This is a genomic window from Agrobacterium sp. LAD9 (assembly GCF_003031125.1).
Taxonomy (GTDB): Bacteria; Pseudomonadota; Alphaproteobacteria; order Rhizobiales; family Rhizobiaceae; genus Agrobacterium; species Agrobacterium radiobacter.
Genome location: NZ_PHGS01000002.1, coordinates 65,420 through 80,102 on the forward strand (window position 1 = coordinate 65,420; position 14,683 = coordinate 80,102).

At 60.0% G+C, this 14,683-nt stretch carries 15 protein-coding genes; 5 read left to right on the forward strand and 10 right to left on the reverse strand.

The annotated features are described in order from the left end of the window. Positions 1 to 4: 4 nt before the first annotated feature. Positions 5 to 2,428, forward strand: coding sequence for a phenylalanine--tRNA ligase subunit beta (gene pheT / locus DA915_RS01045; RefSeq protein ID WP_107674894.1), 2,424 nt, complete (start codon positions 5 to 7; stop codon positions 2,426 to 2,428). Positions 2,429 to 2,480: 52 nt separating this feature from the next. Here the strand turns inward: pheT and DA915_RS01050 are convergent, their stop codons facing one another. Further along, complete coding sequence (locus DA915_RS01050) at positions 2,481 to 3,479, reverse strand: aldo/keto reductase (RefSeq protein WP_087743222.1); 999 nt, start codon at positions 3,477 to 3,479, stop codon at positions 2,481 to 2,483. Positions 3,480 to 3,652: 173 nt separating this feature from the next. On the opposite strand from DA915_RS01050, the gene DA915_RS01055 reads away from it, so the two are divergent. Then, positions 3,653 to 4,561, forward strand: a complete 909-nt coding sequence (locus DA915_RS01055) for a LysR family transcriptional regulator (RefSeq protein WP_087743223.1) — start codon at positions 3,653 to 3,655, stop codon at positions 4,559 to 4,561. Here DA915_RS01055 and DA915_RS01060 read toward each other — a convergent pair. The 4 genes from DA915_RS01060 to DA915_RS01075 all read right to left on the reverse strand — a co-directional run bounded on the left by DA915_RS01060 (position 4,543) and on the right by DA915_RS01075 (position 7,590). Continuing rightward, positions 4,543 to 4,986, reverse strand: a complete 444-nt coding sequence (locus tag DA915_RS01060; protein ID WP_107674896.1) for a GNAT family N-acetyltransferase — start codon at positions 4,984 to 4,986, stop codon at positions 4,543 to 4,545. The genes DA915_RS01055 and DA915_RS01060 overlap by 19 nt on opposite strands. A 1-nt stretch (position 4,987) precedes the next feature. Next, complete coding sequence (locus DA915_RS01065; protein WP_107674898.1) at positions 4,988 to 5,938, reverse strand: aldo/keto reductase; 951 nt, start codon at positions 5,936 to 5,938, stop codon at positions 4,988 to 4,990. A 108-nt stretch (positions 5,939 to 6,046) separates the two neighbouring features. Further along, positions 6,047 to 7,030 carry a GlxA family transcriptional regulator gene (locus DA915_RS01070; protein ID WP_107674900.1) on the reverse strand — a complete coding sequence of 328 codons (984 nt, stop codon included), beginning with the start codon at positions 7,028 to 7,030 and terminating at the stop codon, positions 6,047 to 6,049. After that, on the reverse strand, positions 7,030 to 7,590 hold the full coding sequence (locus DA915_RS01075; RefSeq protein WP_107674902.1) for a cysteine hydrolase family protein: 561 nt from the start codon (positions 7,588 to 7,590) through the stop codon (positions 7,030 to 7,032). Before DA915_RS01075 ends, DA915_RS01070 begins: the two co-directional genes overlap by 1 nt. Positions 7,591 to 7,769: 179 nt before the next feature. On the opposite strand from DA915_RS01075, the gene DA915_RS01080 reads away from it, so the two are divergent. Beyond that, positions 7,770 to 8,753 carry a Gfo/Idh/MocA family protein gene (locus DA915_RS01080; RefSeq protein ID WP_107674904.1) on the forward strand — a complete coding sequence of 328 codons (984 nt, stop codon included), beginning with the start codon at positions 7,770 to 7,772 and terminating at the stop codon, positions 8,751 to 8,753. On the opposite strand, the gene DA915_RS01085 is transcribed toward DA915_RS01080, so the two are convergent. Then, complete coding sequence (locus DA915_RS01085) at positions 8,750 to 9,121, reverse strand: hypothetical protein (RefSeq protein WP_107674906.1); 372 nt, start codon at positions 9,119 to 9,121, stop codon at positions 8,750 to 8,752. The two genes, DA915_RS01080 and DA915_RS01085, sit on opposite strands and share 4 nt — an antisense overlap. Before the next feature lie 12 nt (positions 9,122 to 9,133). After that, positions 9,134 to 9,376 (reverse strand): hypothetical protein, encoded by a 243-nt coding sequence (locus tag DA915_RS01090; protein WP_003507480.1) that lies wholly within the window; start codon positions 9,374 to 9,376, stop codon positions 9,134 to 9,136. 188 nt (positions 9,377 to 9,564) lie between these two features. Here DA915_RS01090 and xseA point away from each other — a divergent pair, with 188 nt between their 5' ends. After that, positions 9,565 to 11,163 carry an exodeoxyribonuclease VII large subunit gene (gene xseA, locus DA915_RS01095; RefSeq protein WP_107674908.1) on the forward strand — a complete coding sequence of 533 codons (1,599 nt, stop codon included), beginning with the start codon at positions 9,565 to 9,567 and terminating at the stop codon, positions 11,161 to 11,163. On the opposite strand, the gene DA915_RS01100 is transcribed toward xseA, so the two are convergent. The 3 genes from DA915_RS01100 to DA915_RS01110 all read right to left on the reverse strand — a co-directional run bounded on the left by DA915_RS01100 (position 11,164) and on the right by DA915_RS01110 (position 13,737). Next, complete coding sequence (locus DA915_RS01100) at positions 11,164 to 12,366, reverse strand: mandelate racemase/muconate lactonizing enzyme family protein (protein WP_060722801.1); 1,203 nt, start codon at positions 12,364 to 12,366, stop codon at positions 11,164 to 11,166. It abuts the gene before it with no gap. Between the two features lie 54 nt (positions 12,367 to 12,420). Further along, positions 12,421 to 13,128: a FadR/GntR family transcriptional regulator gene (locus DA915_RS01105; protein ID WP_003503906.1), complete on the reverse strand. Its 708-nt coding sequence runs from the start codon at positions 13,126 to 13,128 to the stop codon at positions 12,421 to 12,423. Between the two features lie 108 nt (positions 13,129 to 13,236). Continuing rightward, positions 13,237 to 13,737 carry a MarR family winged helix-turn-helix transcriptional regulator gene (locus DA915_RS01110; RefSeq protein WP_003503904.1) on the reverse strand — a complete coding sequence of 167 codons (501 nt, stop codon included), beginning with the start codon at positions 13,735 to 13,737 and terminating at the stop codon, positions 13,237 to 13,239. An 81-nt stretch (positions 13,738 to 13,818) separates the two neighbouring features. On the opposite strand from DA915_RS01110, the gene DA915_RS01115 reads away from it, so the two are divergent. Beyond that, the gene (locus DA915_RS01115; protein WP_107674910.1) at positions 13,819 to 14,682 is read left to right on the forward strand and encodes an EamA family transporter; all 864 of its coding nucleotides are present in this window, start codon (positions 13,819 to 13,821) and stop codon (positions 14,680 to 14,682) included. Position 14,683: the final 1 nt, after the last annotated feature.

Sequence of the window (14,683 nt, forward strand, 5' to 3'; positions counted from 1 at the left end):
AGACATGAAATTCACTCTTTCCTGGCTGAAAGAGCATCTTGAAACGGATGCGACGCTGGACGAGATTTGCGAGCGGCTGACGGCGATTGGCCTCGAGGTCGAGGACGTCGATGACAAGGCGGCCTACAAGCCATTCGTCATCGCCAAGGTCGTTTCCGCTGAAAAACATCCCGAGGCTGACCGCCTCAAGGTGCTGATGGTGGATGCCGGTGACGGCAAGCCGGTGCAGATCGTCTGCGGCGCGCCCAATGCACGCGCCGGCCTCGTTGGTGCGCTCGCTCGTCCCGGCATGTATGTTCCGGGCATCGATGTGACGTTGGCCGTCGGCAAGATTCGCGGCGTCGAAAGCCACGGCATGATGTGCTCCGAAAAGGAGCTCAACATTTCCGACGATCACGACGGCATCATCGATCTGCCTGAAGATGCGCCTGTCGGCACTTCCTTCGCATCCTATGCCGGCCTCGACGATCCGATCATCGAGATCAACCTCACGCCCAACCGTCCGGACTGCACTTCGATCTACGGCATCGCCCGCGATCTCGCCGCCTCCGGTCTGGGTAAGTTGAAGACGAAGCCTGCGCCGTCCTTCAAGGTTGAAGGCGCAACCCCCGTCGATGTGAAGCTGGAACTGGATGATGCGGCGCTTTGCCCCGGCTTTTCGCTGCGCATCGTGCGCGGCGTGAAGAATGGCCCCAGCCCGAAATGGATGCAGCAGCGCCTGATGGCGATCGGCCTGCGTCCTATCAATGCTCTCGTTGATATCACCAACTACATGACCTTCGATCAGGGCCGGCCGATGCACGTCTTCGACGCCGCCAAGGTCAAGGGCGATCTCACGGTCCGCCGTGCGAAGGATGGTGAGACGATCCTCGCGCTCGACCAGCGTGAATACAAGCTCGGCCCGAACAATGTCGTCATTGCCGACGAAAAGGGCCTCGAGTCGATCGGCGGCATCATGGGCGGGGAGCATTCCGGCTGCGACGAAAACACCGTTGATGTGCTGATCGAGGCTGCTCTCTGGGATCCGATCAACATTGCCAAGACCGGCCGTTCGCTCGGCATCATCACCGATGCGCGTTATCGTTTCGAGCGTGGCGTTGATCCGGAATATATGGTTCCGGGTCTGGAGCGCACCACCGAACTGGTTCTGGAACTGTGCGGCGGCGTTGCCGGCGAAGCCCGCGTCGTTGGTTATAAGGGCCATCAGCCCAAGGTCGTCGATTTCCCGCTGGCGGAAGTCAAGCGCCTGACAGGTCTGGCGGTCTCCTCGCAGGAGAGCCTCGCCATTCTCGAGGGTCTTGGTTTCGGTGTCGAGGGAACGGGCGAGCGAGTCTCCGTGACCGTCCCCTCCTGGCGTCCTGATGTCGACGGCAAGGCCGATCTGGTTGAAGAAGTCATGCGCATCCATGGCGTCGACAATATCAAGCCGGAACCGCTCGAGAGCTTCGGCGCTGTCAACGGCCGTATCCTGACCACGCTGCAGATCCGCACCCGCACCGCGCGCCGTGCGCTGGCGAGCCGCGGCATGCTCGAAGCCGTCACATGGTCCTTTATCCCGGAAGCGCAGGCGAAGTTGTTCGGCGGCGGTTCGCCCGCGCTGAAACTCGCCAACCCGATTGCGGCCGATATGTCGGATATGCGGCCCTCGCTGCTGCCCGGCCTGCTGACTGCCGCACAGCGCAATGCAGACAAGGGCTACGGCGATGTCGCGATCTTCGAGGTCTCCGGCACCTATGAGGGCGATACGCCTGATACGCAGCGCCGCGTTGCCGGCGGTGTCCGCGGTGGCACGGCCTCGATGGCGGGCAGCGGCCGCATGTGGTCCAATGCTGTGAAAGGCGGCGGCAAGCCCGTGGATGTCTACGACGCCAAAGCCGATGCGCTGGCGGTGCTGGAAGCCTGCGGCCTGCCCATGGCCAATGTGCAGATCGAGGCCGGCGGCCCCGACTGGTATCATCCCGGCCGCTCCGGCACCATCAAGATGGGTCCGAAGGTCGTGCTCGGTTATTTCGGCGAATTCCACCCGAAGACACTGTCCGAGCTGGATGTTTCTGGCGCCTATTGCGGTTTTGAGGTCTATCTCGACGCCATGCAGGAGCCGAAGAAGAAGGCGACCCGCACCAAGCCTGCGCTCGAGCTTTCGCCGTTCCAGGCGGTCAAGCGTGACTTCGCCTTCGTGGTCGATAAGTCTGTCGAGGCGGGAGCCATCATCAAGGCCGCAACGAGTGCTGACCGCAAGCTGATCACCGGCGTTAACGTCTTCGATATTTTCGAAGGCCCATCGCTCGGCGAAGACCGCAAGTCGGTGGCCATCGAAGTCCAGATCCAGCCGGTCGACAAGACGCTGACCGATGAGGATTTCGAAGCGCTGACGGCCAAGATCGTCGGCAATGTCGAGAAGTCGACGGGCGGCGTTCTGCGCGCCTGAAAGTAGCTGATGGAATGACAAAAGCCGCGGCGGTTGCCGCGGCTTTTTGTTTTTAGCGATTGGCCAATCGCGTCATTCGTTCCGGATAACGTTCCCCCGCAACCTTTGTCGGAGAGAGCAATGCGCCGAGGCTGGCAACTTCGTCGGCCGTCAGCGCGACATCCGCTGCCGCCACGTTTTTCTCCAGATTGGCAATTTTCGTGGTGCCGGGGATCGGCACGATGAAATCGCCCTGCGCCATGACCCAGGCGAGTGCCAGCTGCCCGGCTGTAACGCCTTTTTCTGCCGCCATGTCTTCCAGCAGCTGGATGAGGGCCAGATTGGCATCGAAGTTTTCGCTTTGGAAGCGCGGCAGGCTGCGGCGGAAATCGTCGGAGGCAAGCCCGTCGAGCGACTTCAGCGCACCTGTCAAAGCGCCGCGTCCGAGCGGGCTGAAGGGTACGAAACCGATGCCCAGTTCACGGCAGGTTTCCAGCACGCCATTTTCTTCGGGATCGCGGGTCCACAGCGAATATTCGCTCTGAATGGCTGCAATCGGGTGAACGGCATGCGCCTTGCGAAGGGTCGCCGCACTCGCCTCCGAAAGGCCGAGCGCCTTCACCTTGCCTTCCCGCACCAGATCGGCCATTGCGCCGACCGTCTCTTCAATTGCCACGTCCGGATCGACGCGGTGTTGGTAATAGAGGTCGATGACATCGACACCCAGCCTTTTCAGTGAGGCTTCGGCGACGGCACGAACATTTGCCGGCGAACCGTCAACACCCTGGATCATTTCCGCCGAAGGTTTGCTGCCGTCGATGCGGAAGCCGAATTTGGTGGCGATGACCACCTGATCGCGATAGGGCTTCAAAGCCTTGCCAAGGAGGATTTCGTTTTTGAACGGCCCATAAACTTCCGCCGTATCGAACAATGTGACGCCAAGCTCGACGGCGCGATGCAACGTCGCGATAGAACCGCTTTCATCCGAAGGTCCATAAGCATGGCTCATGCCCATGCAGCCAAGCCCGAGTGCGGAAACGGAGAGGTCTTTTCCGAGGATTCTGTGTTTCATCTGCCTGTCCTTTGTCAGAGCACGCCTTGAAAGCTATCCCGCGGTTTGCGGCGGAGCATGTGTCCAAGACGGTTTAATATACCTTTGGGAGTGGGTACGGGCAAAACATACTGCCCATCGGTGGTAAAAATAACCGCTGCAAATCCGCTTGGGTTGTTCTATCATTTAGAACAATGAACCGTGTGCAACTCTCCCAGCTGGCCGTTCTCGCCGCCGTTGCCGAAGGCCGCAGCTTCCGCAAGGCCGCGGCCGAATTGGCCATCGCGCCTTCCGCCGTCAGCCATGCGGTCTCTTCGCTGGAGGAAAGCCTTGGCCTGCGGCTGCTTCACCGCACCACCCGCAGCGTTTCTCCGACGGAGGAGGGTAAACTGCTGCTCGAAACGTTGGGACCGGCTCTTGCCGATATCGATACGGTCATCCAGACGCTTGCCGAGCACGGCGGAAGGCCTGCGGGTCCTCTGCGCATCACCCTGCCTCGGCTTGCGGCCGAGGACCTTATCGTGCCCCGGCTGGGTGAGTTCTTGCGGCTCTATCCCGACATATCACTCGAAATCTCAACGGATGATCGCTTCGAAGATATCGTCGCGAAAGGCTTCGATGCCGGTCTGCGGCTCGGAGAGCACCTCGATGCGGATATGATTGCGGTGAAAGCGAGTGGTGCATGGCGCGGCGCGATTGTTGGCGCGCCCTCCTATTTCGCAGAAAACCCGCCGCCATCCGATCCGAGGGATCTCATCCGTCACCGCTGCATCCGCCGGCGTTTCGCGAGCGGCCTTATCTATCGCTGGGAACTGGAGAAGAATGGCAAGCCGCTGGTGGTGGATGTACAGGGACCGCTGATCCTGTCGGACCAGAGCCTCATTCGCCGGGCGGCAATAGATGGGGCGGGCCTTGCCTTCGTTTTCGAACAGCGCGTAGAGGACGATATCAAAGAGGGCAGGTTAATCCGCGTGCTGGAGGATTGGTGCGCGCCCTTTGACGGTTTTTATATCTATTATCCCTCGCGCCGGCAGATGCGCCCGGCGCTGAGGGCTTTCGTAGATTTCTTCCGCTTCAGGGGTGATCAGAACTTGATGCGATAGCGGATATGGCCATCGCTTTTCACGTAGCTGTTATAGAGATTCTGGGCCCGGTGATTGTGCTCGTCCGTGTTCCAGTAAAGCCGTGACCAGCCTTTTTCGGCGCAGATGGCGATGAGATCATCCATCAGCGCCCGACCTGTTCCCTTGCCGCGGATCGCGCCGTCGACGAACAGGTCTTCCAGATAGCAATCGGGTGTTTTGACCCAGGTGGAATCATGGAAGTGATGGATGGCGAAACCGGCCATCTTGTCGCCGAGCAAGGCCACACGCATGGAAACACGCGACGCTGGGTCGAGAATACGCGCCCAAGTATGCTCGGTCACGTCGTCGGCAAGGCGGACATCGTAGAAGGCGAGATAGTCGTTCCACAGGCGCAGCCATTCCGCCCGGTCACTCGGCTGTGCGTCACGAATTGTAAGATCCATGTCACGCACCCGCTTTGTCGAGAAGAGCCATCATCTCGTCTGTCAGCTTCAGATCGACGGCGCGTTTGAAGCTCTCGAGCTGCGACAGGCTGGTGGCGCTGGCAATTGGAGCCGTCACGGCACTCTTCCGCAGCAGCCAGGCCAGTGCGATATCGGCGAGCTTGGCACCGGTTTCCACGGCAACCGCATCCATGGCCCCAAGAATGGCAAGGCCGCGTGTGTTGACGTAGTCGCCTACCCGGTAGCTGCGGGCAACGCCTTCGGTGTCGGCCTTGGCGCGATATTTGCCGGTAAGGAAACCGGCCGCAAGGCTGTAATAGTTGATCACCCCGATCTCTTGCCTGACGCAGAGATCGGCAAGCGGACCTTCAAAATCCGCACGGTTGTAGAGATTATATTCCGGCTGCAGCACGTCGTAGCGCGGCAGATTGTTCTTTGCGGCCGTGTCCAGCGCGTCCTGAAGCTGGCTTGCGGAATAATTTGAGCAGCCGATGGCGCGGATTTTCCCCTGTTCCTTCAGCTTTGCGAAGGCGGCGAGCGTTTCCTCCAGCGGCACATCCGCATCCGGCTTGTGGGCGAGGTAGAGGTCGATATAGTCGGTCTGCAGCCGCTTCAGGGAAGCCTCGACGGCTTCCGCGATCCACCTGGCGCTGAGACCGGTCTTCTGGCCGCGATTGTCAAAACCGACCTTGGTGACGATCACCGCATCCTCACGCCTGACGCTGGACTGCTTCAGCCATTTGCCGATGATGGCCTCGGACTCTCCGCCCACATGGCCATCCACCCAGGCGGAATAGACATCCGCCGTGTCGATGGCATTGAACCCGGCATCGAAAAAGGCGTCGAGCAGGGCAAAGGAAGTCTTCTCATCCGCTGTCCAGCCAAACACGTTGCCGCCGAAGACGATCGGGGCGATGGAGAGGCCGGTGCGGCCGAGACTTCGTTTTTCCACGGGAAATGCTCCTGTTGCTGTCTTTATGGCAAGGTAGCAACTGCCTGCCGGCATAACCATTCAATTCCTTTGATGGCATTCATCAGGCAGCGGCAAGGTCTGCGAAAATCAGGCCTGAAAACCGCGATAATGGCTGGGCGGATGGCGATTGTGCTGTTGCCAGACACGCCGCAAATGCCGGGCGGAGGCAAAACCCGCCCTTTCCGCGATGGCTTCCATATCCAGGCGGCTGTTTGCGAGAATGTCGCGGGCGAGATTGACCCGCATCAGGTTGACATAGTCGATGACGCTGATGCCGGTATGCTCGCGAAACAGGCGCGACAGATGCCTTTCGCTGAGCGCGGCAATATCGGCCAGCCGCTCCAGCGACCAGTCCTGCGCCGGCTCGGCCATCACACGGTCCTGAACCCGGTGAATGGCGGGGTGGATGTGGTTGCGGCCGGTCATCCAGGGGGAGATTTGTGGATCGCTGCCGCTGCGCCTGAGATAGACCACCATGGTTTTGGCAATGCGGGCCGCAACGGCCGGGGATGTCAGCCGGGAAACCACATGCAGCATCAGGTCGATGCCGGTGGAAATGCCGGCACTCGAGAAGCGGTTGCCATCCTCGACGAAAAGGCGGTTTTCGGCCACCTGGGACAGTGGCGCGATGCGGCGCAGCCCTTCAACGCAATCGGCATGCGTTGTGCAGTTTCGCCCGTCGAAAAGTCCCGCTTCGCCCGCCAGCAGCGCGCCGGAGCAGATGGAAATGACTGTCGTATCGGCACGCACCGCGCGGCGCAGCCATGCCGCCAGCGCCTGCCGCTCTCGCTGTGTCTGCGGATCATTGTCGAAGCGTGACGTGCTGCCCGAGATCAGCAGGAAAGCATTTTCCGGCAGGGTCGCGGGCAAGCTCTCCAGCCCGGAAAGTCCAAGGCCGATGGAAGATTGTTGTTCGCCACTCGCAGCAATGTATCGGTAGTCGAAGTGGATGTCCCGCTGTTCCGCGTTGGCATAACGGATCACTTCGAGCGGACCGGCAATGTCCAGCAACAGCGCATGTGGCGGCACAAGCGTATAAAAGGGAATGATGCGCGTGCCGCCTCTATCCATCAGGCGGCCTCTTTGACGGTGGCCAATGCGTCATTGACGCTTACGATGCGCGCGAAGCGGCCAGCCAGCACCAGTTCGGTCCGTTTGCGGATATCGTCCGGGCTGAAGGTGGTGCCGGAAGCATGTGTCATCGGGAAAGTCAGCGTCGCTTCGGTGACGTAATCGACGCTGTAACCAAGATCGGAAGCGTGCCGCGTGGTGGTTTCGCAGCATTGCTCGGTGCGGATACCAGAGACGATCAGCCGGTTGATGCCCTTCTGTGTCAGCCAGATTTCGAGGCCGGTGCCGGCAAAAGCCGAATGGCGGTTTTTGTGAAAGGTGACATCAGGCGTGATCCGCACACCCTCCAGCGCCCGGATATAGCCACTGTCCTTTGAGAAGGCCCTGTCGCCATCGACATGAAATATCTGCACGACCGGGATTCCCGCGGCTTTGGCGCCATCGATCAGCGCCTGCTGTTTCTCCAGATAGGCGGCCAAACCGCTTTCCTCGAAATAGGGGGCATGCCGAAAGGATTCCTGAACGTCGATGACCAGCAGTGCTGTATGAGAAGAGGACATTTCATGTATCTCCATTGGGTTCATGCATAGCATAATTACCTCTATAAAGTACGGAGAAAAGCAGATATCCCGACAAAGACAGGACAAATTCAGCCATCTTTGATCTATCGCGCATCTGCGGCTTGCCATGACGTGTGACGGTGGTAAGTTTCCGCTGAATGGCAGAGCAGGAGAACGGAATGCTGCGTTTCGGAATAATCTCAACGGCGAAAATCGCGCAGGATCACGTCATTCCGGCGATACAGGATGCGCAGAACTGCGTGGTCAGCGCCATAGCCAGCCGGGATCTCGCCAGGGCGCGCGCGGTGGCGGATCGTTTTTCCGTGCCCCACGCCTTCGGTTCCTATGAGGAAATGCTGGCTTCCGATGCCATCGACGCGGTTTACATTCCGCTTCCGACATCGCAGCACGTGGAGTGGACCATCAAGGCCGCCGATGCCGGCAAACACGTTCTGTGCGAAAAGCCGATTGCACTGAAGGCAGAGGAGATCGACGCCCTCATCGCCGCGCGTGACCGCAACCGCGTCATCGTCTCGGAAGCCTTCATGGTTACTTATGCGCCGGTCTGGGCAAAGGTGAAGGAGTTGCTGGCCTCGGGCGCGATCGGAACACTGAAACATGTGCAGGGCGCTTTCAGCTATTTCAACCGCGATCCCGGCAATATGCGCAATATTCCCGAACTGGGTGGCGGGGCCTTGCCCGATATCGGCGTCTACCCCACCATCGTGACCCGCTTCGTCACCGGTGTGGAGCCGAGGCGCGTGCAGGCCACCGTCGAGCGCGACACGGAATTTGGCACCGATATCTATTCCAGCGTCAGGGCCGATTTCGGCGGTTTCGAACTGAGTTTTTATCTGGCCACACAGCTTGCCGCCCGCCAGCTGATGGTTTTCCATGGCACTGACGGTTATATCGAGGTCAAATCTCCCTTCAACGCCAATCGCTGGGGTGCGGAAGAGATCGAGCTGACCAATCAGGCCCATAACCAGTCGCAAATCTTCCGGTTTCAGGATAGCCGCCAATATAAGCTGGAGGCGGAGGCCTTTGCCCGTGCTGCGAAGGGTGAGGGCGAAGTCGTTACGCTGGAAAACTCGAGGAAGAACCAGCTTTTCATCGACGCCATTTACCGGGCGGCGGAAAAGGACGGGTGGGAAACGGTTTAATCCGACTTTTGCCGTTGCCTTTGAAGCCGCCAATAGCCGTAAAGCGCCAGCAACAGTGCTGCGAGTGCTGAAAAGGCAAGCGGGACGACCGGCTGCACCAGCGGGTTGCGCCATTGCAGCAGGGCAAACAGCCCGACGCTGACGATACGCGAGGTAAGCGTGACGGCATTTGTCAGAAAGCTGTTCAGCGCGGCTGATGCCTCACCATTCGAACGGTTCAGCCGCCAGCTTGTTGCAAGCCCCGCTGCCGCGCCCGGCAAACGGGCGGCGAGCGGATCGACGCCGAGATAGAAAATAAGCACACAGGTAACGGTGAGGTCAGTGGCCAGTCCGCAAATCTCGGTTAGCGCAAAGTGCGGAAGCCTCAAGGCCGTGGACTTTTAGAGGGTTGGCTGGGTGGAACGTGGGCGCTGCAGCACCAGAAGGCTGATAACGACACCCACGACACCGAAATTGTAACCGGCAAGCGCCAGAAGCAGCGACATCAGGGGCACGGCCGTGGAAGAAAGTGCAATCGCCACGCCATAGGCACCGATAATCATCATGCAGATGAAAACGATGCTGAAAACCGAACGCAACGCAACTGCGGTTACGCCGAGCACTGTGGCGGTAAGAAAAATCATGATGCCGCCTCCTCTTTGGTTGCCGGGCCTGGGACAGACGTAACGCCGTCTTCCCTAACGAACCCTTGTTTTCTCCTCCAATCCCCATTTTCCTAACTCGTTAGTTGAGGATATGGTTTCATCGCCGTTAAAATGGGCCGGGCCGGTGCCGGCATTTCCGAATCGACGGGTTTTGGTTACAAACGGGCATGAGCGATATCTTCTCCCACGCAGCATTGAGCAATCTTGCCGAGTTCTCGGTGTCCGAACTTTCGGGTTCCATCAAGCGCACGGTGGAGACGGCTTTCGAGCAGGTGCGGGTGCGCGGCGAGATTTCCGGCTATCGCGGTCCGCATTCTTCGGGTCATGCCTATTTCTCGCTGAAGGATGATCGCGCTCGCATCGATGCGGTGATCTGGAAAGGCACTTTCTCGCGGCTGAAGTTCCGTCCGGAAGAGGGCATGGAAGTCATTGCCACCGGCAAGGTCACCACCTTTCCCGGCTCCTCGAAATACCAGATCGTCATAGAAAGCCTCGAACCGGCAGGTGCCGGCGCGCTGATGGCGTTGCTCGAAGATCGCCGTCGACGTCTGGCGGCGGAAGGGTTGTTTGATGCGGAACGCAAGCGTCGCCTGCCGTTCATGCCGCGCGTCATTGGGGTCGTGACCTCGCCGACGGGCGCAGTCATCCGCGATATTCTTCACCGCATCTCGGATCGCTTTCCCGTGCATGTCGTCGTCTGGCCGGTCAAGGTGCAGGGCGAAGGTTCGGGCGAGGAAGTGGCGAACGCCATTCGCGGCTTCAATGCGCTTCAACCCGGTAGTGAAATTGCAAGGCCGGATGTGCTGATCGTCGCCCGTGGCGGCGGCAGTCTGGAAGACCTCTGGAGTTTCAACGACGAAATCGTCGTGCGTGCCGCTGCCGAGAGCGAAATCCCGCTGATTTCCGCCGTGGGGCATGAGACCGATACGACCTTGATCGATTATGCCGCCGACGTGCGCGCGCCGACGCCGACGGGCGCTGCCGAAATGGCTGTGCCGGTGCGGGCCGAGCTGGAAGCGCAGCTTTCCGGCCTTGCCGCGCGCCTTTCCGGCTCGGTATCGCGGCAGATGGACAATCGCCGTCAGGGCGTGCGGGCGCTGGTGCGGGCGCTGCCCTCGCTCGATCAGCTTCTCGCTTTGCCGCGCCGCCGGTTTGATGAGGCCGCGAGCGGTCTCGGGCGGGGACTGGAATTGACCACGCTGAACAAACGCCGCGCCTTCGAACGTTCAGCCTCGGGTCTCAGGCCGGAAACCCTGCTGAACGGTCTCAAACAGCACAGGCAGCGGATTACCGAGCGCATGCATCGGGCCGAGACCCTGGTTGAGCGCCGACTGCTGCAGGGAAAAGGCCGTGTCGATGCCTTCGATTCTTCGCTGCGTTCGCTTCCCGCCCGCCTGCTCGGCCAGCTGGAGCGGCAGAAGGAACGCATTGTCACTGCTGCACGCCGTGCCGATACAGCCGTGCTGCACCGCATGACGCAGAACCGCGCGGGCCTTGCCGCCCATGACCGCATCCTGCAATCGCTGTCGTATAAGAACGTGCTGAAGCGCGGTTATGCCGTCATCCGCGATGAGGAGAACCGGCCGCTGACCCGTGCTGCCGCCATCGCGTCTGGTGCTGCGGTATCGATGGAATTTGCCGATGGCCGCGTTTCTGCCATCACAACGGGAGAGGGGACGCCGCCCTCGGATACGTCAGCCGCGCCAAAAAAGAAGCCGGCAAAACCGGCTTCTTCTGGCCCGACGGATCAAGGCAATCTGTTCTGATCAGATCGACGCCGCATCCGAAAAGCGGCGGCTGACGGTGAAGGTCTTTTCGATATCGGGATGCAGCTCCATGCCGAGGCCGGGACCTGGCGGCACGGTGATCATGCCGTTTTTCACTTCCGGCAATGCGGTGACGAGATCGCGATACCAGGTCTTGTAGAAGGCGCGCACGCTTTCCTGCACCAGCGCATTCGGCGCATTAAGCGACAGATGCGTTGAGGCGCAGAGCACCACCGGGCCGGTGCAATCATGCGGCGCGACCGGCAGATGCCAGGCTTCTGCCATCGAAGCGATCTTGCGCGCTTCGGAAAGCCCACCGCACCAGCTGATGTCAAGCATCACCACGCCGGCAGCACCTGTTTCCAAGAGATCGCGGAAGGCCCAGCGGGAACCGAGCGTCTCGGATGCGGAAATAGGTGCTGGCGAAACGGCGGCATAACGGGTCAGGCTGGAAAGGCTGTCCATCTTGATCGGGTCTTCATGCCAGAAGGTCTGGTAGGGAGTGAGCGCCTTGGCGATCTGCATCGCGGGCAGAAGCTGCCACATGGAGTGAAACTCCACCATGATATCCATTTTGTCGCCCACCGCCTTGCGGATTTTTTCGAAAGGCTCGAGCGCGCTTTTCAGGTCCGGCATCGAAATATATTGGCCACGCGTCTTTTCCGCCGCCGCATCGAAGGGCCAGATTTTCATGGCCGTGATGCCGTCTTCGAGCAACGAGTGGGCCAGCTCGTCGGCCCGGTGCAGGAAGCCGTTCAGATCGTCATAATCCTTGCCGCCGGACAGGCCATAATTGGCTGTCTGCTGGCCGGTGGCCTTCTTGATATATTCGGTGCCCGCACAAGTGTTGTAGGTGCGGATTTCCTTGCGGCTGAAACCACCGAGAAGCTGGGCGATCGGCTGGTTGGTGGCCTTGCCGAAAATATCCCACAGCGCGATATCGAAAGCGGAATTGCCCCGTACCTCCGCTCCCGAAGAGCGGAAACCGAGATAACCGACGAGGTCCTGCGCCAGAAGATCAATCTGCAGCGGATCGCGGCCGATCACGCGGGGTGCGATATATTCGTGCACATAGGTTTCCACCGTCTCGGCGCCATAGAAGGTTTCTCCAAGCCCGGTAATGCCCTCATCCGTATGGACCAGAACCCAGAGCAAGTTTGCCCGTTCCGCCACGCGGACGGTCTCAAGTTTCGTAATTTTCATGAAGTGTCTCCTCCAGAGGCAAGTCGTGTTCCGTCTGGAACTGTGTTGAAAAAATCAGGCGATGCCGGCCGCCAGAAGCGCGTGCACGCTTTCATCGAAATGCCGGGCCATCAGCGTTGAGGCCGTTTGCGGGTCTCCTGCGGCAATGGCCTGTCCGATGGCGATGTGAAGTTCACCTGCGGCATGGCGCTGCGCGTCGGATGTGCGGCTTTTCCAGCCGATCGGCCATGTCTGGCGCGTCACATTCTGGAAGGCACCGAGAATAAGTTCGAAAACCGGGTTTTTCGACGCTCTGGCAACGGCGAGGTGGAAGGCAAGATCGTGTTCCATGACCTTGTCGTTGTCGCCGAAATCCCGCTCCATATTGTTGGCATGGTCGAGAATGGTGAGCGCTTCCGCATCCGTGCGCCTCAGCGCCGCGAGGGTCACGGTTCGGACTTCGATCGTACGGCGCACATCGTAGATCTGCTGGATGTTGATCTGTTCGGTGTGAATGCCATGTTCAAACATCAATGACATCGCACCATGATCCAGTGTCGCCACCGTGGCGCGCTTGCCGGCGCTGACATCGATCAGCCGCATGGCGGACAGAGACCTGAAGGCCTCGCGAACGACGGTACGGGAGACGCCGAGCTGCTGTGAGAGCGAAAGCTCGCTGGGGAGTTTCGCGCCGGGGGCAAGTTCGTTTTCCCTGATGTGGCGGGTGATCGCGCCGATCGTGCTGCTGACGAGACCGGTTTCGTGGGAAATGGCGTTATACATTTTTCCTCCAACCTGTAGTACAGGTTTATGGAAAATTGCTTACAGGATTTTCTGGGGCGAAACAAGCGCCATCACGCGGCCATTGCGTGTTTGCCCGGCCCGGAAAGCCTATTCTTCGAAATCTCGCAAAAACCGTTTCAGCAGTTGGTTCAGCGTCGCACGCTCTTCTTCGCTGAGGCCGGCAACCAGACGGTGCTGGTTTTCGACGTGAGCGCCGGCCGCTTCCTCGACAATGGCAAACCCCCGCTCCGTCAACGATATCAGGACGCTGCGCCGGTCATTTGGGTTGTGTATGCGCTCCACCAGCCCCGCTTTTTCAAGCTGGTCGATGCGGTTGGTCATGGTGCCGGAGCTTACCATCGCCATGGCAAGCAGATCGCCGGGGGAGAGCTGGTAGGGCGAACCGGAGCGCCGCAATGTCGCCAGAACATCGAAAGCGGAGGAGGAAAGCCCATGCTTCAGCAGCACCGCCTCCACCTCTCGACCGAGATGGGTGGTGAGACGGTTCAAGCGCCCGAGGAGCCCCATGGGGCCGACGTCGAGATCGGGCCGCTCCCTGTGCCATTGCGCCAGAATGTGATCGACGCGGTCAAACGGTTCTTTGCTCATCCCCAAGGCATAACAACTGGTATCTTGACGTCAAGATAAAATCAGCTAGATTGCATTTATCTTGATATAGAGATTCTTGAAATGAAGAAAAATACGACCTATGCCGCCGATGTGCTGGTGACCGCCCTTGCCCCGGCCATCTGGGGAACCACCTATTTCGTCACGACGGAACTTTTACCGCAGGGATATCCCCTGCATGTCGCCATGCTGCGCGCATTGCCGGCCGGCGTGCTCCTGCTGCTTTTCGTGAGAAAGCTGCCGCAGGGCATCTGGTGGCCGCGCAGCTTCATTCTGGGGGCGCTGAATTTCTCGTTCTTCTGGGCGATGCTTTTCGTTTCAGCCTATCGGCTGCCGGGTGGCGTGGCGGCAACGGTGGGCGCGGTCCAGCCCCTGATCGTGATTGGCCTCTCCCGGCTGTTTCTCGCAGCACCGGTTCGGCCGCTGGCCATCGCGGCCGGTTTTCTGGGTATTGTCGGTGTCGCTCTTCTGGTTCTGGCGCCGGGTGCTGCGCTGGATGGTATCGGGGTGGCAGCAGGTCTTGCCGGTGCCGTATCCATGGCTTTCGGAACGGTGCTGACCCGCAAATGGCGGCCACCGGTGTCGAACCTCACATTCACCGCCTGGCAACTGACGGCCGGGGGTATCCTGCTGCTGCCGGTCGCCTATTTCCTGGAACCGGCCCTGCCGACACCGACAGCGGCCAATATCCTTGGCATGACCTATCTGGGACTTATCGGCGCCGCCTTGACCTATTTTCTGTGGTTCCGCGGGTTGACCCGCGTCGAACCTTCCGCCGCCGCATCGCTCGGTTTTCTAAGCCCGGTCGTTGCAACCCTGCTCGGCTGGCTGGCGCTTGGCCAAAGCCTCACGCCAGCACAGATCGCAGGTTTCGTCGCGGTGCTTTTCAGCATCTGGCTCAGTCAGCGCAGTCAGTTGCCGAGATAGG